Below are 24,975 nucleotides of genomic sequence, written 5' to 3' on the forward strand. Positions count from 1 at the left end.
TATTTCTAGGATATACGCGATCGCGTATTAAAAATAGATATACGCCATCGCGTATGAACGCCACGGCAACGATGTTCCCAGCCAAGCCAGGTGGCTCATTCCAATAGCCTTCCGAGTTCGCGCATCGATCGCGGAGCGTCCTCGCATCCAAGCCAGACACCAGCGGCGCCGCCGTTCTCCTGTATTTGTACGCCACACCACTACGGCTCAACATACTTGTTGAAGCGATCCAGAATCCGGCTCTTCTAATCATCCCCGACAGGGGGCGTCTGAGTTGTCCCCGCCGAAAAACCGGGGACACCGATGGGCACATCGCATCACAATACGGAAGGACGCGCGCGCACCTCGCGTATGCTGCGGACAGCGCTCGGAACCTCCATCACCCGGTTGCTGGACGATGCCGTCGTCGTCGAAGTGATGCTGAACCCGGATGGCCGCATCTGGGTGGACCGGCTCTCCGAAGGTCTTGCCGATACGGGAGAGGTGCTGTCGGCCGCCGATGGCGAGCGCATCGTCCGCCTGGTCGCCCATCATGTCGGCGCGGAGGTGCATGCGCGCTCGCCGCGCGTTTCGGCCGAGTTGCCGGATACCGGCGAACGCTTCGAAGGGCTTCTTCCGCCGGTCGTTGCCGCGCCGGCCTTCGCAATACGCAAACCCGCCGTCGCGGTCTTTACGCTCGAAGATTACGTCACTGCAGACATCATGACCGCCGAGCAGGCCGACGCGCTTCGCAGCGCCGTCAGTGCTCGCGCAAACATCCTTGTTGCCGGAGGCACATCCACCGGCAAGACGACCCTCACCAATGCCCTGCTCGCCGAGGTCGCGAAGGGAGCCGATCGTGTCGTCATCATCGAAGATACCCGCGAGTTGCAGTGCGCAGCGCAGAATCTGGTCGCCATGCGGACCAAGGACGGTGTCGCCACGCTCGCGGACCTGGTTCGCTCCTCGCTGCGTTTGCGACCGGACCGCATCCCCATCGGCGAAGTGCGCGGCGCAGAGGCCCTCGACCTCCTGAAGGCCTGGGGCACCGGACATCCCGGCGGCATTGGCACCATCCACGCCGGCTCGGGCATCGGGGCATTGCGCCGTCTCGAGCAACTCATCCAGGAAGCCGTCGTCACTGTCCCGCGCGCCCTGATCGCGGAAACCATCGACCTCATCGCCGTTCTGTCCGGGCGCGGATCCGCGCGGCGGTTGACAGAACTTATGCGCGTCGACGGGCTTGGGCCTGACGGCGACTACCGCACCTCCCAAACCAACCAGAACAGTCCAGGAGACAACTCATGATCCGCATCCTATCGCGTGGCTCCAGGCGCATGGCCGCTGGCGTCACAACCCTTGCCACCAGCCTCATGCTCGCCGGGATCGCTCATGCCGCCGGCTCGTCGATGCCGTGGGAGCAACCGCTTGAGAAGATCCTTCAGTCGATTGAGGGCCCGGTCTCCAAGATCATTGCCGTCATCATCATCATCGTAACGGGGCTGACGCTTGCCTTCGGCGATACCTCAGGTGGATTCAGGCGGCTGATCCAGATCGTCTTTGGCCTGTCGATCGCCTTTGCGGCATCCAGCTTCTTCCTGTCGTTTTTTTCGTTCGGCGGCGGGGCGCTGATCTGATGGCGGCCGCTTTCGAACAGGTCCCCGTGCCGGGGTTTACGGTCCAGGTTCACAGGGCACTGACCGAGCATATTCTGCTCGGCGGCGCACCCCGCTCCATCGCAATCCTGAACGGCACACTGGCAGGCGCGGTTGGCCTGGGCCTTCGCCTCTGGCTGGTCGGTCTCATCATCTGGGCAGTCGGACACTTCACCGCTGTATGGGCCGCAAGGCGCGATCCGCTCTTTTTCGAAGTGGGTCGAAGGCATCTGCGCCTTCCCGCTCATCTGCCGGTTTGAGGTCCTGTCATGATGAACCTTGCCGAATATCGCCGCACCGCCAACCGCCTTGCCGACTACCTGCCCTGGGCCGCGCTTGTCTCGCCCGGCGTGGTGCTCAACAAGGATGGAAGCTTTCAGCGCTCCGCAACGTTTCGCGGGCCCGATCTCGATTCCGTGGTCGCGGCCGAGTTGGTCGCGGTGGCCTCGCGCATCAACAACGCCTTTCGTCGCCTTGGCTCGGGCTGGAGCATCTTCGTCGAGGCGCAGCGGCATCAGGCGGCGACCTATCCCGAAAGCCAGTTTCCTGACCCAGCCTCAGCCCTGGTCGACGCCGAGCGCAAGGCCGAGTTCGAAGAGGAAGGCGTTCACTTCATCTCGAGCTACTTCCTCACCTTCCTCTATCTGCCGCCGGCCGAGGATGTCGCGCGCGCGGAGACCTGGCTTTACGAGGGGCGCGAACAGCGGGGCGTTGATCCCAATGAGATTCAGCGCGCCTTTGTCGACCGCACGGATCGCGTGCTTTCCCTGCTCGACGGTTTCATGCCGGAATGCCGTTGGCTCGACGATAGCGAGACGCTGACCTACCTGCATTCGGCTGTCTCGACGAAGCGCCATCGAGTGCGCGTCCCGGAGACGCCGATCTATCTCGATGCGCTCCTGGCCGACCAGCCAGTGATCGGTGGGCTGGCGCCGCGTCTTGGCGATCAGCATCTTCGCGTGCTTACCGTTGTTGGCTTTCCAACAGCAACCACGCCCGGCGTGCTCGATGAGCTCAACCGGCTCGCGTTTGGCTACCGCTGGTCGACGCGTGCGATCCTCCTCGACAAGGTCGACGCTACCAAGCTGCTGACGAAGATTCGTCGGCAATGGTTCGCCAAGCGCAAGTCGATCGCGGCCATCCTGAAGGAGGTCATGACGAACGAGGCGTCCGTGCTCGTGGACACGGACGCCGCCAACAAGGCGGCCGAGGCCGACATGGCTTTGCAGGAGCTCGGCGCGGACATGTCGGGCATGGCTTATGTCACCGCGACCATCGCGGTCTGGGATGCCGATCCGCGTCTTGCCGACGAGAAACTGCGTCTTGTCGAAAAGGTCATCCAGGGACGCGACTTCACCGCGATGGTCGAGACCGTCAATGCCGTCGATGCATGGCTCGGTTCATTGCCCGGACATGCCTACGCCAATGTCCGCCAGCCACCCATCTCGACACTCAATCTCGCCCACATGATCCCCCTCTCTGCCGTGTGGGCGGGGCCGGAACGGGACGAGCACCTCGGTAGCCCCCCCTTGCTTTACGGCAAGACCGAGGGCTCGACCCCGTTCCGGTTGTCCTTGCATGTCGGCGACGTCGGCCACACGCTTGTTATCGGGCCCACTGGCGCTGGCAAGTCCGTGCTGCTCGCGCTGATGGCCCTGCAGTTCCGCCGCTACGCGCGCAGCCAAGTCTTTGCCTTCGACTTCGGCGGCTCGATCCGCGCCGCCGCACTGGCAATGGGAGGCGACTGGCACGATCTTGGCGGAAGCCTCACCGAAGGCGCCGAGACCTCCGTCTCGCTCCAGCCACTCGCCTGCATACACGACACTTACGAGCGCGCCTGGGCCGCCGACTGGGTCGTGGCAATCCTGGCGCGCGAAGGCATCCCGATCAACCCGGATGCCAAGGAGCATATCTGGACCGCTCTGACGTCGCTCGCCTCGGCGCCGGTGGAGGAGCGCACCATCACCGGCCTGAGCGTCTTGCTGCAGGCAAACGATCTGAAGCAGGCTCTCCGGCCTTACTGCGTCGGCGGTCCGTACGGGCGGTTGCTTGATGCCGAGGCCGAGGACCTTGGCGCGGCGTCCGTGCAGGTGTTCGAAATCGAGGGTCTTGTTGGGACAGGAGCCGCACCAGCGGTTCTTTCCTATCTCTTTCATCGCATTGGTGACCGGCTCGATGGACGACCGACGCTGCTCATTATCGACGAGGGCTGGCTTGCCCTTGATGATGAAGGTTTTGCAGGACAATTGCGTGAATGGCTGAAGACGCTGCGCAAGAAAAATGCCAGCGTCGTCTTTGCCACGCAGTCGCTGTCCGACATTGACAATTCGAGCATCGCACCAGCGATCATCGAGAGCTGTCCAACCCGGCTGCTGTTGCCGAACGAACGCGCGACCGAGCCACAGATCACCGCGATCTATCGTCGCTTCGGCCTCAACGACCGCCAGATAGAGATTTTAGCGCGCGCGACACCGAAGCGCGACTACTACTGCCAGTCTCAACGCGGCAACCGCCTCTTTGAGCTCGGCCTGTCCGAGATCGCCCTGACGCTCTGCGCTACATCGTCGAAGACCGATCAGGCTCTGATCGCCAGCATCGTCGCCGAACATGGCCGCGACGGCTTCCTCCCTGCCTGGCTGCGCGCGCGAAACGCCAGTTGGGCGGCTGACCTCGTTCCCAACGTTTCGACATTCACGTCCCAACCCGAACAGGAGCATCAAACATGAATACCCATTGCTTTCGCTCGCGCGCGCTTGCCCTGGCCGCGGCCATGTTCACCGCGCCGCTCGCAGTAATGCCCGCAGCTGTGACGCCAGCATACGCGTTCATCGTGTTTGATCCGTCGAATTATGCGCAGAATGTTCTGACGGCCGCGCGATCGCTTCAGCAGGTGACCAATCAGATCACCTCACTTCAGAACGAAGCGCAGATGCTGATCAACCAGGCCCGCAATCTCGCCAGCTTGCCTTTCTCCTCGGTGCAGCAGTTGCAGCAATCTGTGCAGCGGACGCAGCAGCTGCTCGGCCAGGCGCAAAACATCGCCTTCGATGTCCAACAGGTCGACAGGATCTTCCAGCAGCAATACCGCAGCATCTCGCTATCCGCGTCCGATCAGCAACTCGTCACGGATGCGCGCTCGCGCTGGCAGAATACGGTTGGTGGCCTGCAGGACGCCATGCGCGTGCAAGCTGGCGTCGTTGGAAACATCGACACCAATCGCACGCAAATGTCGGCGCTTGTCGGCGCCAGCCAATCAGCCACCGGCGCGCTGCAGGCGACACAAGCCGGTAACCAGCTTCTCGCACTCCAGGCGCAGCAGGTCGCCGACCTCACTGCCGTTGTCGCCGCGAACGGTCGCGCCCAAGCAATGATCGAGGCCGAACGTGCCGCCGCCGCCGAACAGGGCCGCGAGCAGCGCCGCCGGTTCCTGAACCCAGGCTCCGGGTACCAGGCCGGCAATGCCACGATGTTCAACCAGTGAGGCTCACCCTCATGGATGGCAAGTCACTCGCTCGCCTCGCCGCTGTCATCTTCGTCGCGATCGCCGTCACGGCGGCCGCGGTCGAGTTGGCCAGAAAGGAGGAAAAGTCGGTTAGGGCCGCTCCCGAGGCGCCGGCCACTTTGTCGCCAAACTCGCTCCGCGAAGGTCTTCGCCGCTGCCAGATCCTCGGTGGGGCTGCTTTGCGCGACGGCGGCTGCTTGCGTTTGTGGGCGCAGCAGCGCGACCGGTTCCTCGGTCTCAAGTCACCATTTGCGCGTCCTACGCCAGAGACCGCCGCACCGCAATTGCCAGATGCGGCGTCGCAGGGGGCGCGATAAGCATGGGCGATACTGGCGTCATCGATCAATTCCTGGGCACCTTCACCCGCTACATCGACAGCGGCTTTGGCCTGCTCGGCGGCGAAGTCGCCTTCGTCGCCACCACGCTGATTGTCATTGATGTGACGCTTGCCGCTCTCTTCTGGAGCTGGGGCGCGGACGACGACATCCTAGCGCGGATGGTCAAGAAGACGCTGTTCGTTGGCGTCTTCGCCTACCTGATTTCCAATTGGAACAGCCTTGCCCGGATCGTCTTCGAAAGCTTTTCCGGGCTCGGCCTGAAGGCGAGCGGTACCGGCTTCACAGTCCAGGACCTGCTTCGCCCCGGCAAGGTGGCGCAGACCGGCCTCGATGCGGGACGACCCCTGCTTGAGGCGATCTCGGGCCTGATGGGCTATGTGTCCTTCTTCGAGAATTTCATTCAGATCGCCTGCCTGCTCTTTGCCTGGGCGCTCGTGCTCCTCGCCTTCTTCATCCTGGCGGTGCAGCTCTTCGTCACGCTCATCGAATTCAAGCTGTCGACGCTGGCTGGCTTCGTCCTCATCCCCTTCGGCCTCTTCGGCAAGACAGCCTTCATGGCCGAACGCGTGCTCGGCAACGTCATCTCATCCGGCATCAAGGTGCTTGTGCTTGCGGTGATCATCGGCATCGGCTCGACGCTCTTCAGCGAGTTTACCCAAGGCTTCGGCGGCGAGAACCCTACCATCGATCAAGCCATGGCGATCGTGCTGGCGGCCCTGTCACTGCTTGGCCTCGGCATCTTCGGTCCGGGCATTGCCAACGGTCTCGTCTCTGGCGGACCGCAGCTTGGTGCGGGCGCCGCTGTCGGCACCGGTCTCGCCGCTGGCGGCACGGCGCTCGTCGCCGGTGGCGCTACCGCCCTTGCAATGCGGGGCGGAGCGGCCGCGTTCTCCGGAGCGGCTTCCACAGCGCGAGGCGGCTCGTTCCTCGCAGGCAGTGCATCGACTGCCTATACGCTCGGCTCCGCCGGCCAGGCGGGCGCCGTGGGCGTCGCCTCAGGGCTGAGCGGCGTTGCAAGCGCTGGCGTTTCGGCCGCCGCTTCGCCGCTTAAGCGAGCGGCCGCGCGCGCCAACCAATCGATGAATTCAAGCTTCGCTTCCGGGGGCAATTCTGCCTTCGAGGCCACCGGTGGATCATCGACCCTCGGAACGGTCGGAGGCGATGCCGGGTCTGCCGGCGGTCCGTCTTCCGGCCGCGGCAGCGAAGTCGCCGCCGCGGCAAGGAACCCGCCTGACTGGGCCAAGCGCATGCAGCGATCCCAGCAACTCTCCCATGGCGTCCAGACGACTGCCCACGCCGTGCGCGCCGGCGATGCCCATGGCAGCGGAACCTCCATTTCTCTCTCGGAAGGCAAGTGACCAATGAACATCTTTCGACGGCCCGCCGTTCACTACGGCAAGACACCGCAACCGGAGACGCCCTATCGAAGGGCAGCGCAAGTCTGGGATGAACGCATCGGCTCTGCCCGCGTGCAGGCCAGGAACTGGCGCACCATGGCCTTCGGATCGCTGATCCTCTCGGCGGGCCTCGCGGGCTCCCTTGTCTGGCAGTTAGGCCGAGGCACGGTGGTGCCGTGGGTGGTCCAGGTCGATGCGCTCGGACAGGCACAGGCGGTCGCGCCCGCGAACGCCGACTACAAGCCGACCGATCCGCAAATCGCGTGGCATCTCGCCCGCTTCATCGAGCAGGTCCGCTCAATCCCGGCCGATCCGATCATCGTGCGACAAAACTGGCTACGGGCCTATGAGTGGGCAACTGACCAGGGCGCTGCGGTGCTCAACGAATATGCTCGCGGCAGTGAACCCTTCTCCAAGGTGGGCAAGCAGCAGGTCGCTGTCGAGGTCTCCTCGGTCATTCGCGCCTCACCGGATTCTTTTCGCGCCGCCTGGACCGAGCGCCGCTACGAAAACGGCAAGCTCTCCACCACCGAGCACTGGACCGCGATCCTGACGATCGTCGTCCAGCCGCAAAGCGACGCCGAACGGCTTCGGGCCAATCCACTCGGTATCTACGTCAATGCCATCAACTGGTCGCGGGAGATGAGCCAATGAGCCGCGTTGTGCCTGTCACCGCCATCCCGACTCCGCGTGGGTGCGCACTCCGCGCGGTTTTGATTTCGGGGGCCTTGCTCACGGGCTGCGCCACACCGGATAAGCCGCCGCAGATCGCCTATGACACCAACGTGCCGCCGTTGCCGTCCATTCCGGCTGTCACGATCGATCAGAGTCCGAAACCACCGCACATTCCACCAGGCTGGGCGGCTTCGCGCGGTGGCGCCGCAGCCGACACACCGGCTGCGCGTGTCGAGAACGCCAACGCTGCCGCACGCGTCCAGCCGCGGCGCGAGGGCTATTACAACGCCATACAGGTCTATCCATGGAGCGAAGGGGCGCTTTACCAGGTCTATGCGGCACCGGGGAAGATAGCGGACATCTCACTGGAGCCGGGAGAGAGCCTGACTGGCACAGGCCCAATCGCGGCGGGCGACACCGCGCGCTGGATCATCGGCGACACCGAAAGCGGGTCGGGCGTGACTCGGCGCGTCCATGTGCTGGTCAAGCCTTCGCGTCCCGACATCACCACCAATCTTGTCATCACCACCGACCGTCGCAGCTACATGATCGAACTGCGAGCGGACGAGAAGCTCTACATGCCCGCCGTGGCATGGGCATATCCGACCCAGCCCGGCAGCCGGCGACAGGCCGCTCCCGAGGCACCGATCATCCCGGACGTCGCCGCGCGCAATTACCGCTATGGTCTCGCCGGTGACACACCGCCCTGGAAGCCCGTCACGGTCTATGACGATGGCCGACGCGTCTACGTTGAGTTTCCGGGCGGTGTCGTGCAGGGCGAGATGCCGCCGATCTTCGTCATCGGCCCGGACGGCGAGGCTGAGATCACCAACGGCCGGGTCTATCAAAACATCCTGATCGTCGACCGCTTGTTCGGCGCGGCCGAATTGCGCCTTGGCAGCGGCAAACGGCAACAGACTGTCAGGATCGTCCGCATCGATGGCACGAGGACAAGCCGTCTATCGTGGATCCCGGGCTTGAGTGCCGCGCCGAAGCGCAAGATCGCACCGAGGCAAAGGGGAGGGGAGCAGTCATGAGCGAGAACGAGACCGCCACTGCGCCGATGCGGCTTCGCGCCGAGCCGCCGCGAGTGACCCGCCTGTCGCGCAAGGTGCTTGCCGGCATCGGCTTCGTCGCATCGCTTGGCATCGGCGGCGCGCTGATTTACGCGCTTCAGACTCACGATAGAGGCACGCAGCGCGAGGAGCTCTATTCGACCTCCAACCGCCAGCCGGCAGATGGCTTGGCTGGCCTGCCACGCGACTATACCGGCCCGATCCTTGGACCGCCGCTGCCCGGAGATCTCGGCCGCCCGATTCTCGAGGCCCAGAATAAGGGGCAGTCCGTTGTCACGCCGACTACCGCGACGCCCACTGTTGACGAGGCAGAACAACGCCGGCGAGCCGAAGAGGATGCAGCTCGAACATCGCAGGTCTTCTTCCAGACAGCGGCGAGAGCCGGAGCCACGGCCGAACCGCCTGGCAGTATCGCGACACCGAACCTTGCCGGTCTGGAACCTGCCGGACAGACGGCGCAGGATCGCCACCTTGCCTTCCTGAATGTGGCCGCTGACCGCCGCACCGTGGCGCCCGACCATGTCCTGCCACCGGCATCGCCCTATGTGCTTCAGGCCGGAGCGGTTATTCCGGCAGCTCTCATCACCGGGATCCGCTCCGACCTGCCCGGTCAGATTACCGCTCAGGTGACCGAGAGCATCTACGACAGTCCGACGGGAAGGGCGCTGCTTATCCCCCAAGGGACACGTGTCATCGGCGAATATGACAGCGGCGTTGGTTTCGGGCAGCGCCGTGTGCTGCTTGTCTGGAGCAGGCTGATCTTCCCCAATGGCCGTTCGATTGTTTTGGAGCGTCAGCCCGGCGCGGATGCGCAGGGCTATGCCGGTCTCGAGGATGGCGTCGACTATCACTGGGGCGAGTTGATCAAGGCTGCTGCACTCTCCACCATCCTCAGCGTGGGAGCGGAGGCTGGCTCGTCAGGCCAGGAGAGCGACATCGTGCGCGCACTGCGCAGTGGCGCTTCCGAGAGTGTCAGCCAGGTCGGCCAGCAGATCGTCCAGCGCCAGCTCCAGATAGCGCCGACACTCAACATTCGTCCGGGTTTTCCCGTGCGCGTTCTCGTCACCCGCGATCTCGTGCTCGAACCTTACGGAGGCTGAAATGACCAAGCTGAAACTCGGCCCCATTGCCGAGGATAAACCTGTCAAAGTCACAGTCGAGCTACCGGCACCGCTGCATCGCGACCTAACCAGATATGCCGAAATCCTTGGACGCGAAGCGGGGAAATCCGCCACCGATCCCCTACGCTTGATCGTGCCCATGCTTGAGCGCTTCATCGCGACGGATCGCGGTTTCGCGAAGGCCAAGCATGAGCGGAAGGATTAATCCGGAGCCGCTAAGAGGGACGATCAGCACCGCGGGCCGCGGCGTGTATCGGGAGAACGGTCGGTGCGCTTTGCGCTACCGGATGAAAGGCGGAGAGGATCGCCCCAAGAGAGACTTCCAACACGTTGGAAAAGACCCTGCCTTTCTGCCAGACCGCAACGTAGTGATAGAGCGCCGAGGGCTCCACCGGCTTTGCGTCCAGTTCGAACGCCGCATATTCGCGAGCGATGATTTCGTTGGTAATCGAAACACCGAGGCCGGCCGAGACGAAGCCGACCTCGTAACCATTGCAATCGTATTCCACCAGGATGTCCGGCTCGACCCCAGCAAAGCGCAGCGCGTTGAAGTTCATCTGATGCGACGCAAATTGAGGGTCGATGTCGACAATCTTTTCCCCCTCCAGGTCGTGCGCTTCGACACATAATTTTGTTGAGAAACGGTGCTTGGGGTGGAAGATGCACACATTGCGTGCCGAGCCGATCGGTGCCCATTCAAACAGCCGGGGATCCAACGGCAACCTCGAGATTCCAAGATCTGCCCGCCCCGACAGGATATGCTCACCTACCTGTTCGTAGTTTCCCGAAATTGACCGGACACTCGAAGCCGTCTTCGAACGGATTGTCGCAACGACCTTCGGCAATGTCACGAAACCGAAGACGGCGGGTGCGGCAATGGCGATCCGATGCTTCTCATCGTTCTTTATCGCGAAAATTGATGCTTCCAGGCGGTCCATGGAAGTTAAGGCCAATTCCACGTTGCGCAGGAGCTCCCATGCCTTCCTCGATGGAATGATGCGATTGGTTGACCTTTCAAAAAGAGCGATGCCGAGAGCGGCCTCGAGCTGCTTCACGTGCTGGCTGACCGCAGGTTGGCTTATCCCGAGCGCAGCAGCCGCCTGCCTCGTCGATCCGGTCCGCAATACCTGACGAAAGACCTGCAATTGTCGGAGCTTCAGACCGCTTTGCAGCAACTCCATTTTGCGCCCTTTATAGGTTCGCATCTAACTCGTTGGCGAGCCGACAACGCTCTATTCCACGCACTCATTCGGTCTTCGTCGGCGAAATCAACTTCGCGTACGAGTCTTTGGCTTCGAGATCGTACAAGGCAATTGATACACCTAACAAGGCATAAAATAACCCTATATGTGGCAAAGAATATCAGCCTGCCGATTGTGGACTCATGGTCAGTCCACGACAGATTCGAGCCGCGCGCGCTTTGCTTGGTTGGTCGCAGCAGGAGCTTGCAGACAAAGCAATCGTGTCGCTGAATGCGCTGACCCGGTTGGAAAATGGCAAGGTGGATTCCCGGATCAGCACTTTGCAGGCCATTGAGGCGGCTCTAACAAAAGCTGGCGTTGAATTCTTGTCCGCTGGTCAAAAGGGCGAGGGTGTGCGGCTTCTAGATCCTCAGGCCTAACCGTCCAATTAGCAGGGCCAGGATTGCCTCAGAAAAACACGACGAGGCACTTGCACAAGCTCCGTGGCGCATCCGTCGGCCGAAGTTGCTGACGTGGTAAAGGGCGCATCTATAATCCATCGTTATCGCTAAAATTCTGAAAATTATAGATTGAATGAACGGGATAGCTCGGTAATCTAGGCGAAATCCTGCAAAATTGTTGCAAGATATCCCTTAGCAGATTTCGCAATCTCTGGTCATCAACCGTAGATGTGCCGTGCGGACAGGCGCGGGACACATTGCGAAATTGCGCATTGATGGAAGAGTCTCATGAGCGGTTTTGCTGCTCAATTTGCTGCCGCCTTCATGGTTACCGTAGGCCTTGCTCTTGTTAGTGGCTTCCTCGGCACCGCGTTCGGCCTGCTGTTGGCCATCTCGAAAGGCACGCCTGCAGCCCGTTTCAGAAGTGTCGTGACGGCTTACACGACAGTGGTGCGGGGCGTTCCAGAACTCCTCATAATCTTGCTCATCTACTTCGGCGGGACCACCTTCGCAAGCAAACTCGCGGGCAGGTATGTGGAGGTGAGCGCTTTCGCGGCAGGGGTCATCGCGCTGACTGTTGTCTTCAGCGGCTATGCGACCGAAGTCTTCCGCGGTGCGATCGCGGCGGTGCCAGCGGGGCAAATCGAAGCAGCGAAGTCGCTTGGCCTGAATTCCTGGCAGCGGTGGTTGTTCATCGTTGGTCCGCAGATGTTGAGGCTGGCGCTGCCCGCCTATGGCAATCTTTGGATATCGCTTTTCAAGGATACGGCGCTGGTCTCCGTCGTGGGCCTTACCGACATCATGCGCGTTGCCTATGTCGGCGCCGGATCCTTGCGCGCGCCGTTGACCTTCTACCTTGCGGCATCCGCTTTCTATCTCTCCCTGACGACGATCACCCTGCTGTCGATCCGCTTCGCGGAGCGGCGCTATCCTGCATTCGGTCGATAGAAGGGCAACCCTATGAACTTCGGTTTGATGTTCGACGCCCTCCTGGTTCTGCCCTCAGGCATCGGTCTGACTTTGATCCTGACGGTCCTGTCACTGACGGCAGGATTTCTTCTGTCGGTGCCGCTGGCGTTCGCCCGCGCGTTTGGACGCCCGAGCCTCTCTTTCGCGGTTCTGGCCTATACCTATGTCATCCGCGGAACGCCCATGCTCGTTCAGCTCTTCTTGCTCTATTATGGTTTGAGCCAGATCGAGGCGGTCCGCGCCAGTGTCTTCTGGGTGGTTCTTAAAGACCCTCTCTGGTGTGCGCTGTTCACCTTTTCGCTGAACAGCGCGGCGCACACCACCGAAATCCTGTGCCGTGGTCTCCAATCCGTGCCGAACGGTATCATTGAGGCCGCCAGGGCGCTTGGCCTGAAACGTTTGCAGATCGCCCGTCTTGTGACCTTTCCGATCGCTTTCCGGATTTCGCTCCCGGCTTACGGAAACGAGGTCGTGGGGATGATCAAGGGCTCGTCGCTGGCAAGCACGGTAACGCTGCTCGAGATAACCGGCATGGCGCGACAGATGGTGTCAGCCACCTTCGCGCCCTACGAGATCTTCATCGTAGCGGGAGCGATCTATCTCGCGCTCACGACGCTCGCCGTGAAAGCCACCCAGTTTCTGGAACGACGGCTTTCGAACGAAGGCACTCCAAAGCAAAGACGTAAGGCGCGGCTCCGTCCGATCTCGCCTCACCACGAGATCACGACACTCGTGCCGTGACGCCGCAGCCTTAAGGCTGGCTTCCCATCCAAACCCAAACAAAGAGGTGTCCCGTGCGCATGCCCCTGGCTATTGCCATTTCTGTCGCGTCCTTGCTCGCAGCCTTCCCGACACGTGCCGAAAGCGAGCGAACGATATCTATCGCCACCGAAGGGGCGTCGCCGCCGTGGGACGGGACAGACGCGAATGGCAAGCTTTACGGCTACGACGTCGACGTCGGTCTCGAATTGTGTAATCGCATCAAAATCAAATGCAGCTTCGTGGCGCAGGATTGGGACGGGATCATTCCCGCGCTGCTGGTCGGGAAATACGACGTCATCATGTCCGGGATGGCGATTACCGAGAAGCGCAAGCGGCAGATCGCATTCTCCAGCCCGTACGCCAGCGGCTACAACCAGTTCGTTGTCCGCAAAGAGCTTGGGCTCGATGCCGGCGACACCAACGAGAAGGTCAACCTTTCCTCAGTCGGAAACAAGGAGAAGGCAACCATCGAGCGGCTCAGGTCGACCCTTAGCGGCAAAGCCATTGGTGTCCTTCGTTCATCGAACTCCGAGGCTGTTGTGAAACAACTCCTCGGTGATGTCGTGACCATTCGCAGCTATGACAGTCTCGACAATTTGAAGCTCGACCTTACCGCGGGGCGCGTCGACGGCGGCCTCGCCGACTATTTCACATGGCGCGATTTCCTGGAGGCGCCTGGAGGGTCGGTTGCGGTATTTTTCGGACCGGAGCTGAACGGTGGTCTCTGGGGTCCGGGTGTGGGCGCCGGCATGCGCAAAGAGGATACCCAATTGCTCACTAAGTTCAATGCGGCGCTCGACGCTGCCACCAAGGATGGCACCATCAAGGCGTTGAGCCTGAAGTGGTTCAAGACGGACATTTCTCCGGACTTGCCAAAATAGCCCGGCGATCTGCGGCGACTTCGATGTGTGCTGGCCGAGTGCCGGCGCCCGACCCTTCACGACCACAAGGCGAGTTCCATGAAAGACCCATTTTGCGCGGTCGTAACCGGCCAATCATTGATCACGCATGACATCCGTCATGTTCAAGACGAACGGTTCGCGGCGGTTGGACGCTTCTTGCAGCAGGGTGACGTCGTCTTCACCAATTTCGAGTCGACGATCCTCGGCAAACATGGTGGTTGGCCGACCAAGGGCAGGTATTTCGGCTATTCTAGGGCTGAGGTGCTGGATGCATTGCAGGATATCGGTTTCAACGCGCTTGCCTTGGCGAACAACCACGCGTTCGATCTCGGTGCTGGCGGCGTTCTCTCTACGCTAGAGGAAGTGCAAGCGCGTGGCTTCCTGCATGCGGGCATCGGGGTCGATGCGACCGACGCCCGCAAACCGGGCCGCCGCCAGCTAGGTAAACGCGACGTCGCCCTTCTTGCGATCGATGCCGGTCCCGGTCCGTCCAGTATGTATGCCGAGAACCACACGGCCTTTCGTCCGGCTCGCCCTGGCGTCAACCGGCTCAAGACCGTTCGGAAAATCGGGGTGCCTGACGGGCATTTCAGGCGATTGGCACGGCTTGGGGGTCATTTGCAAAGCTCTCCCTTCGAACTGACCAATTATGCGCAGCCGGAGGATCCGCCGGAGGTGGCGAGCGACAGGGAGCTCAATTTCTACGGCACCGTATTTACCCAAGCTGCCAACTTCGGCCGCATAGTCGAAGTCGATCAGGCAAGCGCGAGCATCCATTTGTCCGCCATCCGTCAGGCGGCAGCACAAGGCGATTTCGTCATCGCCTACCTGCACCATCATCATTGGGAACCGGGTTGGCAGGATGTACCGCACTGGGTGCAGGCCTTTGCTCGCACATGCATTGACGCCGGTGCAAACCTTTTTGTTAGTCACGGCGCCCCCGTCTTGCAGGCGGTCGAGATCTACAATGGCTCGCCAGTCTTCTACGGTCTCGGAAATTTCCTCTTTCATGTCCATCCGGACGAGGGCGAGTGGGATCCTCCGGAAGTCTGGCAGAGCATTGTCGCTGCTTGCCGCTATGAGGCGAATGGAGACCTTGAAGGCATCGACCTTCTGCCCGTCCTGATCGGCGAGATAAATGAGCGCACAGGATCCGAAACGGGCAAATTGGTTCCCGTCGCCGCCGCCGGACACGTGGCGCGAGATATTCTCGAGGGGTTCGCAAGCCGTTCGCGTGCCTTCGGTACCGGGATCGAAATATCCGAATTCTCAGGCAGGATAGCAGTGCCGCCTGCACGAAAATTCGGCTGACATCGACACAAAGACCCAGAACCGACCGCGAAGGATTTTCTACCCAATGACCTGTTGGAGCATCGACGGAGTTGTTGAAGCCGAAACGCACTAGCCCGTCCCGGGCGGCGCCAAAGCCAAAGATCGGGCGTGACCCTCACCCCGCTGATCTTCACGTCGGTAGACAGATCGCGACGGTTCGCGTGCTGTCGGACGTAACGCAGGCTCAGCTTGCCCGATCGATAGGCGTCAGCATCCAACAGCTCCAAAAATACGAGAACGCTAGGAACCGGGTGAGCGCGTCCATGATCTACGAGATTGGCAAGTCGCTGGGCGTCCCCGCTAGTCGTTTTTTCGAAGGCCTCCCGGACCATGGTGAGAGCGGCCTTGAGGCTTCACGTCTACGAACCGATGAGCGCATTGGTTTCATTGCCAGCGCAGAAGGTCGACGCCTGATCGAGCGTCTTGTTCGACTTCCTCCGCGGGTGCGTACCCGCGTGTCCGCTCTTGTCGCCGCAATCGGGGAAGAATGGACCGTCCCCCAATACGATGAAGAGCAGGCAGACTGACAGCGAACTGGTGCCGGCCAAACGCAAAATGGTTTGACCGCCGGTTGGGGTACAGTTCGCCTACGCCGATCGTGCGCTTTGCACCTCCATTCAGCCAAATAGTCCCTTCGGAGGCCCCATAAAACAGACACTTCGTCTGTTAGCGCCAATATAGAACTCTCACTGATACAAGTGCTAGCGTGACTAAATGTCTGATAAGGTAGCATTATCATTCGTTTTGGTTGCGCGACAGGCTGTGCGTTTTCCGGCGAAAATCATCGCCAAAAGCGCACGGGCGATTTACCCTCCAAACACATGATTCGCCTCGACCCCGCGACCGCCAGCCTCGCTGCGCCGCCCTTCCTTCCGGCCTGGGCGCTCGCGCCGCTGCCAGCGTGCCGCTCGCCGGCCGCGCCGAAGATGAAGCCGGCCTGCGCGACGCCTGGCAGCTTTGCCCGGTCGGCGCCGATCCAGGTCCCGCCGGCGCCATTTTTGGCGCCTGGCGCCAGATGGGCTGAAGCCGGCGGTCAGCGCCGATCGGCTGGCAAAAGTGGCCGAGATGCTCGGGCTCGCCTGGGATGATAAGGCTCTCGCCGATCTCAGGATGAAGATCGAGGAAGTCGCGGGGTCGCAGCGGCCGGCGCCATTTGCCGCCGCGGCGATTGCCGCTTACGTCGCCATGCGCCCCGATGCCGAGCTGTTCGCCTGGTGGCTGGCCGACCTGGTGCTGGCGCAAAGCCTGCGCTGGCCGCGGCCGTTGCCGCTGCTGATGGCGCAGGCTTTTGGCCCGGCCTTTCGCACCAGCCCGGTGGCAAGCGCATCCGACCCGGGCAACAGGGTTTTGAGCGGGCGGTTTGCCTGGCGCTGGTTCAAGCGACGGCGGAGGCTTGCCGGCTGGCCAGCGAGCTGTCGCGTCGAGCCGAAAAACTCCTCGCCATTTCGCCGAAACTGCGCGCCAAGGGCGCCGGCGACGTGGTTTTCTTGCTCCTGAATGAGGATGCCGTCGCCGGATCGCTGGTGACAAAGAACCTGTCGCGCTTCGCGGCGCGGCGGCTGTTCGAGCGGCTGCAACACCTCGACGCCGTGCGCGAGCTGTCGGGGCGGTCATCGTTCCGGCTATTTGGGCTTTAGCGATGAGCCAATCGTCCGCCCGCCGCAAGCAAACGATCAGCCCGCGTTGCTGGACACGGAGCTCGAGCACCTGCCGCCGGAACTGCGCTGGCGCGAGTGGATGGGCCGCGTCGAAGCAGTGATCTTTTCCGCCAGCGAACCGGTGACACGTAGTGTCCTCGCACGGGTGGTGGGAAAGAACTGCAATATCGAGCTGATCATCGACGACATCCGTGTTGAGCTCGCCGGTCGCCCCTACGAGCTGGTGTCGGTCGCCGGCGGCTGGCAGCATCGGACCAAAAAGGTCTTTGGGAATGTCATCCGCAGTGCATTTGGCTCGGCTGGGCAGGAGGCGAAGGAATTATCGCAGGCGGAGGCTCTCGTGCTGATGTGCATTGCCTATTTCCAGCCGATCACGCGTGGCGAGCTGTCTTCCTTCTTCGGCAAGGAGGTGTCACGCGATCTGATCGGCGTGCTGCGCGCGCAGGACCTGATCGCCTCGGGGCCGCGCAGCCCGCAGCCGGGAGCGCCCTACACCTACGTGACGACCGAGAACTTTCTGTCGCAGTTCGGGCTCGACACGCTGCGCCAGCTGCCGGATTTCGAGGCGCTTGAGGACGCCGGGCTGCTGTCGAAGGAAAAGCTGCTGGCTGGCGACATCATGCGTGAGTTTTCCGATCGGGATGAGGGATAGGTTGGGGAGGACCATGAGGACTTCTGTTGTGTGCCTGGTCTCGGGAGCTATTGCAGTGTGCTTTCGAGCGGGCCAATCCTATACGGCTTGAGTGAGATTTGCAGGTTTCCGAACTCGCTCTGGACGGACCTACAACGCTTTGACCGGTAGTGTGCTGAGAGTTCTGCAAATTCGCTGAGAGAGGGCGGTCATGGCAGGCTGGTGATGTTCAACGTCACCTGATTCCCGCGAAGGAACGCCACCTGGCCAGATTGAGAGTAAGACCGCCAGCGGTGCCGTCAAAGACATTCTGCTTTCGAACCCTGAGGGTCTGCACGAAGTGATCCGTGCGGTGATGCAGGAGGTGCTCGAGGCGGAGATGGAGGAGGCGCTGGGTGCTTCGAAGGGCGAGCGCACACCGGAGCGTCTCGGCTATCGCTCGGGTTATTACGGCCGCACCCTTGTGACGCGTGTCGGCAAGCTTGAACTGCGGGTTCCGCAAGACCGAGCTGGCCGCTTCTCCACTGAGCTGTTCGAGCGCCACCAGCGTTCCGAGCGGGGCGACACTGTCGGAAATGTATGTGCAGGCGTGTCGACCCGAAAGGTCAAGGCGATCACTGAAGAGCTGTGCGGTCATGCCTTCTCGGCCTCATCGATCTCGGCCATCAACAAGCGCCTGGACGAGAGCCTGAAGGCGTTTGCCGAACGCCCGCTCCAGGAGCCTTTTGCCTACCTTATTCTCGATGCCCGCTACGAGAAGGTGCGCGAAGTCGGCATCGTCATGAGACCAGGCGGTGCTGATGGCGGTTGGCATCGACTGGGACGGCCGGCGTCAGATCCTGGCTGTAGAGATGGCCAATCGCGAAAGCCGCTCGGCCTGGAGGGACGTCCTCGTCGGCTTGAAGGCGCGCGGCCTCAGGGGCGTCGAGCTGGTCGTGTCCGACGATCATGCCGGCCTGGTCGCGGCGATCGGCGAAGTCATCCCGGAAGCGGCATGGCAGCGCTGCTACGTCCACTTCCTCAGGAACGCGCTCGATCATCTGCCGCGGAAGCACGGCGACGACTGCCTGCAGGAACTGCGCTGCTCTACGACCGGCGCGATCTCGCCAAGGCCAAGGCCGATCTCGCCGCGTGGCTTGCTTGCGAAATGGTCGGGCCGCTACCCACGACCGACGACGTGGCGGAGGAAACCATCGAGAGCACGATGACCTTCTTTCGCCTGCCGCGCCAGCATCGCAAGCACCTGAAGTCCACCAAGCAAAGCAAGTTGGCAGGAAGCCGGGACCTAGGACACATTGTCGAGCAAGGTCGACTTATCCCAAGCCTTGTGTTATTCAGGCAGCCATTCACCATTCGGCGTCATTTCGTTGACTGTCTCGGGTAGGTCCCGCGTAATCCTTCTGATTAGCTCCTCGCGCGAAAGTCCCGTCTGCACCGACATGGACATCAGTGTACCTTCGTCCATCGCCGCTTCGACGAGCCTTGGCTCGATTGGTTGGTTTGGGCCGTTGCCAACCCACGAGTCGACTTTAGATCCTGCGCCCAGCTCCCTGAATCGGTCGAGGATCTGACCGAGGTCAGCCCTCGACACGGCATTGGTTATCTGAGCCAGAATTCTGCGTTGCGGATCGTTTGGGTTAAGATACCCCGCTCCCGGAATCAATTCACAGAGTTTGTCGCGACTTCGGTATGCCAAAACGCCAAGCATCGCGATCGCCAGTCTTCCCAGATTTGCCATTTGGTCTCCTCCGCGGTTTGGCATGAGCGAGTCTGGCGAATGCCGACGCGTTCGGGCTCGAATAACTGCCGGTCGGCTCGCCGGCGGAGAGGACGCGTCCTTCCGGCGCTTGGCTGCCGCCCTGCGTCGATCGAACCTCCTAACCGGCGCCTCCCGGGTTTGTTCCGCTTGTCGGAGTTTGTCGGTGAACGATGCAGGGGCGCCCGACCCGACGGGAACTCTACCGGTCGAGAGATAGAGTCGGCCCAATCTGACCTGTTCAGAACGATGGCGGATCGGTTGCCCTAGCTATCTGGGACGCTGGCTCGCGCACGAATTTCATTTTCGGCGGCACGGCCAACTGCCTGAACCGATCAGCCAGGCTGTCGAGAGCTTGACGCATGCCCACGCCCGCAGCCGCCGCCCCGTGTCCGCTGATGACCATCTGCGGCTTCAGTGCGGCCAAGCGCTTCACCGATCTCTCCGCCGCATCCCAGTCGGGCGTGAAATAGCGTGGCGGACCGTGCATCTCGAGATCCTGGACGGCGACCTCATAGACCGACTCCTGACCCGTGGTCATGAAAGCGTCCCCCACGATCAGCGAGCGGTCTTCCTCCCGCCAGAGCGAGATATGCCCCGGGGCGTGTCCTGGCGTGTGCAGCCATTGCCATCCGGGCATCCCGGGGATCGATCCGTCGGCAGGCAAGGACACCAAGCGGTCGCCAAGATCGATCGGCCCGCGTGGAAAGAGCGGCGAAAGCAATGCTATCAGTCCACCCCCCACCCAGGGGTCCGGTGGCGGATAGAACGTGGTTCCGTCCAGATAAGGGCGCTCGAGCGGGTGTGCGAAGACAGGCACGTCCCACGTATTCGCAAGGTCCAGAACCGTTCCCACATGGTCGAAATGGCCGTGAGTCAAGATGATCGCGGCCGGCCGCGTGTCAGTCCCAAAGCGCTTTTCCGCGACCGCAAGGATGCTGCTCCGGGACGTCGGCAACCCTGTGTCGATCAGCACCCATTTGCGATCTCCGCTGCCCGGTGCGCCGAAGAACACGACATTGACGATTGCCAATCGCAAATAGCCCAGATCTGGTGCGATACTCCAAGCGCCGTCGCCACGATCCTCGCGCCTGGCGCGGTCGATATCGGAAAGTCGAATTTGAACGGTCATATGATCCCGTGCCTCTGTTGTTTGCCGAGCATCCGGCCGAGCTGATCGAGGCCGGTGGTACATCCCCGAACTTGGCTCGGGCCGCCTTGTTCCTGATTTGCCTTCGGCACCCAGCTACCGGACGGTGGACCACCGGAACAAAGACACGACCAATCGGTTCGGCACTATTCGGTCATGTAAGAATGAGGGGTATGCCGAACTGAGCAGGGGGATGCTGCTTGCCCGATCGGATGCGGTTTCGCCAAGGCAGTTCTCGCTCCGAACAATCCGGCCGAGTGCGAAGCCGACTGACCAAAGGAGACTTCGAATGAACGAGGCGGCACGCACGAAGGGCCAGGAGGTGGATGCTTCGGTTTCCGGTGCTTGGCGCTTTGCCAGTTTTTTCATGGCGGGCTTTGAATGCTCCTCGCATCGGCGCAAGGACGGCGTTCGCCTCGACCTTATTCGTGCGACCTCGCACAATTTGCATGCCCTGGGCGACTACCGCGGCTGCGCCGAACTCGGCCTTCGCACCATCCGCGACGGGTTGCGCTGGCACCTGATCGAAACCGCTCCCGGAACCTATGACTGGTCAAGTTGGGCGCCTATGGTCGAGGCAGCCCAAACGGCAGGTGTCCAGGTCATCTGGGACATCTTCCACTACGGATCCCCAGACCACGTCGATCAGGGGTCGCAGCATTTCATCGATGCCTATGCCTCGTTTGCGGCCGAGGCCGTGAGGGTGCACCGCTCGATTACCGGAACATCGCCTCTGTTGTGTCCAATCAACGAGATCTCCTTCTTCGCCTGGGCTGTTGAGGTCGGCTATTTCCCGCGCGTGGGGCCGAACAAACGCGGATGGTTCAAGCGGCATCTCGTCAAGGCTGCCATCGCGGGTGTTCGTGCAATGCGGCAGGTCGACCCAGCATGCAGGTTTGTCTGGGCCGAGCCGCTCATCCATATCGCTCCCCGCGACCGGACCCGCGCCGAACGGCGCCGGGCCGAAAACGCCCGACTGGGACAGTTCGAGGCTTACGACATGTTGCTGGGCCGCGTCGAACCTGAGTTGGGCGGGAGCGAAGACGTTGTCGACGGCGTTGGCCTGAATTTCTACCCGCACAATCAATGGTACATAAATGGGCCGACCATTCCGATGGGGCACCACGAGTACCGGGCTCTGTCGGAAATGTTGATCGAGGTCGCTCATCGATACGGCAAGCCCATGTTCATCGCCGAGACCGGCTCGGAGGGATCCGGCGGGCCGGCTTGGCTCCATTATGTCTGCGACGAGGTGCGTGCGGCAATGAGCCTCGAAGCACCGATTGAGGGTATTTGCCTGTATCCGATAACCGCCTATCCCGGATGGGATAATTCCCGACATGCCGAAGTGGGGCTGTTTTCGGTCATCCAGGCGGATGGCCTGCGACGCCTCCGCCAGCCAATCGCGGATGAACTGATTCGTCAGCAAGACCTGTTCGTGCCGAACCGCTGAAAGCGTGGCCGACAAAACCATGGGCAGGGCGCCAGCACTGGACGCCCCCCGCGCCGTTGGATCAGCTTTTTGCGGTTTCCCCCTCCTCGCGCAACTTGGCATACCGCAAGGTGACGTCGCTTAGGTTTTCCTTCAGCCATTCGGCCATGGCTTCCTCTTCGCTCAGATTTTGCTTGAGGGCCATTTCAGCATCCTGAAATCCGCCAGCCTCGGCGAGCACCAGCAGCGAATTGTAGGCAGCAATCTCGTAGTTCTCGAAGGCGAAATTCGCCAGGCTGTTCTTGATGATCTCGTCGCCGGCCATCGAGTGGCCCATGGCAGCCATGCTACCGACCATCGACAGGGCTGTGTCCTTGAGAGTGGAGTGCTCTTCATCGAGTCCCTCCAGAACCGCCTCGAGCCGCGTGATTTGGCCTTCGGTCTCCCGAATGTGCCGGCGCAAGCGATCGGCCACCTCTGGATAATTCTCAATACGCTCTACCTGTGGTTTCATGATCGACAGCGCCTGGTGCTCCATGGCATGCGCGTTGCGCAAGCCAACAATGAAGATCGAACGGCTCTCCGAGTTGAAGTTTGTATCCATCGCAATTCTCCTTCTGATTTTGCCCCGCCCAAATTTAACTCCGGGGTGACGGAGTGCTTACCGCCAGGCCCGCCAACGACGTCTTTCCCGCGCTTGCCCATTCCGGGACGCTCCTTTGGATGCGGGCGAAAGTAGCCAGAGCCTGTCCGACCACCTGATCCATATTGTAGTAGCGGTATGTTGCCAGGCGGCCGACAAACCACACGTCCTGACAGGTTGCGGAGAGCGCTTCATAGCGCTTGTAGAGCGCTTCGTTTTCGGCCCGCGGCACCGGGTAGTACGGATCACCGATATCCGTGGGGTATTCGTAGGTCAGGCTGGTCCGCGAGTTCTGCTGGCCGGTGAGATGCTTGTATTCCGTGATACGAGTGTAATCCTGCGTCTGCGGATAATTGACGACCGCGACTGGCTGAAACTGCTCGCAGTCCAGCGTCACGTGCTCGAAACGCAGCGAGCGATAGGGAAGATGCCCGAGCTGCCACCCGAAATATTCATCGATTGGGCCGGTATAGATCATGCGCCTGAACGGGATCTTCTCACGGATTTCGCGGAAATCGGTCTGCAGCATGATCTTGATGTTCGGATGATCGAGCATGCGTTCGAACATGCTTGTGTATCCGCCAGCCGGCATTTTCTGGAAGCTGTCGCTGAAATAGCGGTCGTCATGGTTGGTCCTGGTCGGCACTCGTGCCGTCACCGATTTGCTCAGTTGACTGGGATCGACGCCCCATTGCTTCCTCGTATAGCCACGGAAGAATTTCTCGTAGAGTTCGCGTCCCACGGTGCTGACGACCACGTCCTCGGCCGTGCGGACGTCCTCCACAGTCTCGCGTCGGGACGCGAAGAAATCCTCCAGCTGTGCCGAGGTCAGGTCGAGCCCATAAAGGCGGTTGATCGTGTCAAGATTAATCGGGATGGGAACCAGTTTTCCGTCCACCGCCGCCAACACCCTGTGCTCGTATGACCGCCACTGGGTGAACTGCGAAAGGTAATCCACGATCGCCTGGCTGTTGGTGTGGAAGATATGCGGACCGTAGCGGTGGATGAGGATGCCGGCTTCGTTATAACAATCGTAGGCGTTGCCGCCGACATGGCCGCGGCGATCGACCAGCAGAACGCTCTCGTGACGCTGCGAGGCTATTCTTTCGGCAAGCACGCTGCCGGCAAAACCTGCCCCCACGACCAGCCAATCGAACATGGCTAAGCGCTCCTGCGAAGCGGGACGACCTTTTTACGCTGATAAACGCGCTCAATGTGAGCTGCCATGGCATTCCATGTTCGCTCCCAGGACATGTCTGCAAGGTAGGCATCGACTTGCTGCAGAAGCACCTGGCGCGGGCGCAAAAGAACGGAGCGCAGCTTGATTTCCAGGTCGTCGCCGTCGGCGATTTCCACCAGTCCGGCCGCGCCGTAGCTGCGCACCACGTCAACGATCGCCGTCGAGATCACCGGCAGGCCAGCCGCCAGGAATTCCGGCGTCTTGGTCGGGCTGATGAACCGGGTCGCTTCGTTGAGCGCGAACGGCATCCAGCCTGCATCCCAATGGCGCAGGTAGTCGGGCAGGTCGTGGTAGGCTTTCCCGCCCAACCAGTGCAGATTTTGCGCCTGCGGCAGGTCTGCGGGGTCGATCTTGACCACCGGGCCGAGCATGACGAAATGCACGTCCGGCATAGTCTCCGCCCCTTGAGCCACGAGATCGACATCCAGCCGCTCGTCGATTACGCCGAAATATCCTACCCTCGGGTGGGGAATGTCGGCCTGATCGGCTGGGTCTTTGCCCAGCTTCCTGGCCCTGTGAAAGTGGTTCACATCTATGCTGCTAGGGAAGGGATAGATCGCATGGTGTAGGTGGCGCTTGGTCTCGAACAAGCTCAGGCCGCCGGTGAAAACCAGATCGGCGCGGCGCAGAAGGGCCTTTTCCATCTGCTGCAGTTCGGGCGGCGCATTCTTGAACGCAGAGAGTTCGTCCATGCAATCATAGACGCATATGTCCGCCTCTAGGTACTCCGTAAAGCGAAGAGCCATCGGCGTGTAATACCAAGCGATCAGCCGGCTGTGCGGCATAGAAGCGATTGTCTGCTGCACAAATCTCCGCTGCACGGCATCTGCTTTCGCGGCCGACGTGCCGACCGGGAGCACTGGTGTCACAACCAGAATGTTTGGCGAGGCCTCGCTCGTCCGCATTAGCGGCTGCGGCAGTTCTTCGAAAAGGGGTTCTTCAAAGTACACCACTCTCTGCTGCATGGACGCTAGAGTGAGGACATGCTGCGGGCGTTGATGAACGAAATTCCACCTTAAATGAGAAAAGCAAACCAGAAGATTTTGCCTGCCAGCGTGTTTACTGCCGGTTACCCCGCCCAAGGCTGCTTCCATTGAGATATTCCTTTTTATAGG

General features: G+C 61.4%; 25 protein-coding genes and 2 pseudogenes. 21 read left to right on the forward strand and 6 right to left on the reverse strand.

Annotated features, from left to right (window positions below; all coding sequences use genetic code 11):
* Window positions 1-303 precede the first annotated feature (303 nt).
* From trbB to FJ941_RS19505, 11 genes are read left to right on the forward strand one after another with little or no spacing between them, the layout of a single operon-like run.
* Window positions 304-1,287 (forward strand): P-type conjugative transfer ATPase TrbB, encoded by a 984-nt coding sequence (gene trbB / locus FJ941_RS19455; RefSeq protein ID WP_140508072.1) that lies wholly within the window; start codon window positions 304-306, stop codon window positions 1,285-1,287.
* Entirely contained in the window at window positions 1,284-1,616 is a 333-nt protein-coding gene (locus FJ941_RS19460; RefSeq protein WP_140508073.1) for a TrbC/VirB2 family protein, read from the forward strand. Before trbB ends, FJ941_RS19460 begins: the two co-directional genes overlap by 4 nt.
* Window positions 1,616-1,894: a VirB3 family type IV secretion system protein gene (locus FJ941_RS19465; RefSeq protein ID WP_140508075.1), complete on the forward strand. Its 279-nt coding sequence runs from the start codon at window positions 1,616-1,618 to the stop codon at window positions 1,892-1,894. The genes FJ941_RS19460 and FJ941_RS19465 overlap by 1 nt, the downstream gene beginning before the upstream one ends.
* A 9-nt stretch (window positions 1,895-1,903) precedes the next feature.
* Window positions 1,904-4,360, forward strand: coding sequence for a conjugal transfer protein TrbE (gene trbE / locus FJ941_RS19470; RefSeq protein WP_140508077.1), 2,457 nt, complete (start codon window positions 1,904-1,906; stop codon window positions 4,358-4,360).
* Entirely contained in the window at window positions 4,357-5,115 is a 759-nt protein-coding gene (trbJ, locus tag FJ941_RS19475) for a P-type conjugative transfer protein TrbJ (protein ID WP_140508079.1), read from the forward strand. Before trbE ends, trbJ begins: the two co-directional genes overlap by 4 nt.
* Window positions 5,116-5,126: 11 nt before the next feature.
* Window positions 5,127-5,453 carry a putative entry exclusion protein TrbK-alt gene (trbK-alt, locus tag FJ941_RS19480; RefSeq protein ID WP_140508080.1) on the forward strand — a complete coding sequence of 109 codons (327 nt, stop codon included), beginning with the start codon at window positions 5,127-5,129 and terminating at the stop codon, window positions 5,451-5,453.
* 2 nt (window positions 5,454-5,455) lie between these two features.
* Window positions 5,456-6,832: a P-type conjugative transfer protein TrbL gene (trbL, locus tag FJ941_RS19485; protein ID WP_140508082.1), complete on the forward strand. Its 1,377-nt coding sequence runs from the start codon at window positions 5,456-5,458 to the stop codon at window positions 6,830-6,832.
* 3 nt (window positions 6,833-6,835) lie between these two features.
* Complete coding sequence (gene trbF, locus FJ941_RS19490) at window positions 6,836-7,525, forward strand: conjugal transfer protein TrbF (RefSeq protein ID WP_140508084.1); 690 nt, start codon at window positions 6,836-6,838, stop codon at window positions 7,523-7,525.
* Window positions 7,522-8,583 (forward strand): P-type conjugative transfer protein TrbG, encoded by a 1,062-nt coding sequence (trbG, locus tag FJ941_RS19495; protein ID WP_140508085.1) that lies wholly within the window; start codon window positions 7,522-7,524, stop codon window positions 8,581-8,583. The genes trbF and trbG overlap by 4 nt, the downstream gene beginning before the upstream one ends.
* Window positions 8,580-9,722: a TrbI/VirB10 family protein gene (locus FJ941_RS19500; RefSeq protein ID WP_140508087.1), complete on the forward strand. Its 1,143-nt coding sequence runs from the start codon at window positions 8,580-8,582 to the stop codon at window positions 9,720-9,722. The genes trbG and FJ941_RS19500 overlap by 4 nt, the downstream gene beginning before the upstream one ends.
* Window position 9,723: 1 nt before the next feature.
* Window positions 9,724-9,948, forward strand: coding sequence for a DUF2274 domain-containing protein (locus FJ941_RS19505; protein ID WP_140508089.1), 225 nt, complete (start codon window positions 9,724-9,726; stop codon window positions 9,946-9,948).
* Window positions 9,949-9,958: 10 nt separating this feature from the next.
* On the opposite strand, the gene FJ941_RS19510 is transcribed toward FJ941_RS19505, so the two are convergent.
* Window positions 9,959-10,924, reverse strand: a complete 966-nt coding sequence (locus tag FJ941_RS19510; protein ID WP_140508091.1) for a LysR family transcriptional regulator — start codon at window positions 10,922-10,924, stop codon at window positions 9,959-9,961.
* 203 nt (window positions 10,925-11,127) lie between these two features.
* On the opposite strand from FJ941_RS19510, the gene FJ941_RS19515 reads away from it, so the two are divergent.
* The 9 genes and pseudogenes from FJ941_RS19515 to FJ941_RS19555 form a co-directional block, all read left to right on the forward strand.
* Entirely contained in the window at window positions 11,128-11,364 is a 237-nt protein-coding gene (locus FJ941_RS19515; RefSeq protein ID WP_140508092.1) for a helix-turn-helix domain-containing protein, read from the forward strand.
* A 309-nt stretch (window positions 11,365-11,673) separates the two neighbouring features.
* Entirely contained in the window at window positions 11,674-12,333 is a 660-nt protein-coding gene (locus tag FJ941_RS19520) for an ABC transporter permease subunit (protein WP_140508094.1), read from the forward strand.
* A gap of 12 nt (window positions 12,334-12,345) precedes the next feature.
* Window positions 12,346-13,095, forward strand: coding sequence for an ABC transporter permease subunit (locus tag FJ941_RS19525; RefSeq protein ID WP_140508096.1), 750 nt, complete (start codon window positions 12,346-12,348; stop codon window positions 13,093-13,095).
* A gap of 59 nt (window positions 13,096-13,154) precedes the next feature.
* Window positions 13,155-13,997 carry a transporter substrate-binding domain-containing protein gene (locus FJ941_RS19530; protein WP_140508194.1) on the forward strand — a complete coding sequence of 281 codons (843 nt, stop codon included), beginning with the start codon at window positions 13,155-13,157 and terminating at the stop codon, window positions 13,995-13,997.
* A 78-nt stretch (window positions 13,998-14,075) separates the two neighbouring features.
* Window positions 14,076-15,329 carry a CapA family protein gene (locus FJ941_RS19535; RefSeq protein WP_140508098.1) on the forward strand — a complete coding sequence of 418 codons (1,254 nt, stop codon included), beginning with the start codon at window positions 14,076-14,078 and terminating at the stop codon, window positions 15,327-15,329.
* A gap of 74 nt (window positions 15,330-15,403) precedes the next feature.
* Window positions 15,404-15,877: a helix-turn-helix transcriptional regulator gene (locus tag FJ941_RS29490; protein WP_348640751.1), complete on the forward strand. Its 474-nt coding sequence runs from the start codon at window positions 15,404-15,406 to the stop codon at window positions 15,875-15,877.
* A 374-nt stretch (window positions 15,878-16,251) separates the two neighbouring features.
* Window positions 16,252-16,987 (forward strand): annotated as a pseudogene (locus tag FJ941_RS19545) (DUF1403 family protein).
* Between the two features lie 100 nt (window positions 16,988-17,087).
* Window positions 17,088-17,660: an SMC-Scp complex subunit ScpB gene (locus tag FJ941_RS19550; protein ID WP_140508196.1), complete on the forward strand. Its 573-nt coding sequence runs from the start codon at window positions 17,088-17,090 to the stop codon at window positions 17,658-17,660.
* Window positions 17,661-17,994: 334 nt separating this feature from the next.
* Window positions 17,995-18,894: pseudogene (locus FJ941_RS19555) on the forward strand (IS256 family transposase); the annotation flags it as partial.
* A 75-nt stretch (window positions 18,895-18,969) separates the two neighbouring features.
* Here FJ941_RS19555 and FJ941_RS19560 read toward each other — a convergent pair.
* Together FJ941_RS19560 and FJ941_RS19565 are read right to left on the reverse strand one after the other, a co-directional pair.
* On the reverse strand, window positions 18,970-19,377 hold the full coding sequence (locus tag FJ941_RS19560) for a YidB family protein (protein ID WP_140508102.1): 408 nt from the start codon (window positions 19,375-19,377) through the stop codon (window positions 18,970-18,972).
* 259 nt (window positions 19,378-19,636) lie between these two features.
* Window positions 19,637-20,527 (reverse strand): MBL fold metallo-hydrolase, encoded by an 891-nt coding sequence (locus FJ941_RS19565; RefSeq protein ID WP_140508103.1) that lies wholly within the window; start codon window positions 20,525-20,527, stop codon window positions 19,637-19,639.
* Window positions 20,528-20,834: 307 nt separating this feature from the next.
* Between FJ941_RS19565 and FJ941_RS19570 the strand changes: the two genes are divergently transcribed.
* Window positions 20,835-21,998, forward strand: a complete 1,164-nt coding sequence (locus FJ941_RS19570) for a beta-glucosidase (RefSeq protein ID WP_140508105.1) — start codon at window positions 20,835-20,837, stop codon at window positions 21,996-21,998.
* Window positions 21,999-22,059: 61 nt separating this feature from the next.
* On the opposite strand, the gene FJ941_RS19575 is transcribed toward FJ941_RS19570, so the two are convergent.
* From FJ941_RS19575 to FJ941_RS19585, 3 genes are read right to left on the reverse strand one after another with little or no spacing between them, the layout of a single operon-like run.
* On the reverse strand, window positions 22,060-22,581 hold the full coding sequence (locus FJ941_RS19575; protein WP_140508107.1) for a ferritin-like domain-containing protein: 522 nt from the start codon (window positions 22,579-22,581) through the stop codon (window positions 22,060-22,062).
* 34 nt (window positions 22,582-22,615) lie between these two features.
* Window positions 22,616-23,779, reverse strand: coding sequence for a UDP-galactopyranose mutase (glf, locus tag FJ941_RS19580; protein ID WP_140508109.1), 1,164 nt, complete (start codon window positions 23,777-23,779; stop codon window positions 22,616-22,618).
* A gap of 2 nt (window positions 23,780-23,781) precedes the next feature.
* Window positions 23,782-24,954 (reverse strand): glycosyltransferase family 1 protein, encoded by a 1,173-nt coding sequence (locus FJ941_RS19585; RefSeq protein WP_140508111.1) that lies wholly within the window; start codon window positions 24,952-24,954, stop codon window positions 23,782-23,784.
* Window positions 24,955-24,975: the final 21 nt, after the last annotated feature.

The sequence above is a fragment of the Mesorhizobium sp. B2-3-13 genome (assembly GCF_006442195.1).
In the GTDB taxonomy this organism is placed as follows: domain Bacteria; phylum Pseudomonadota; class Alphaproteobacteria; order Rhizobiales; family Rhizobiaceae; genus Mesorhizobium; species Mesorhizobium salmacidum.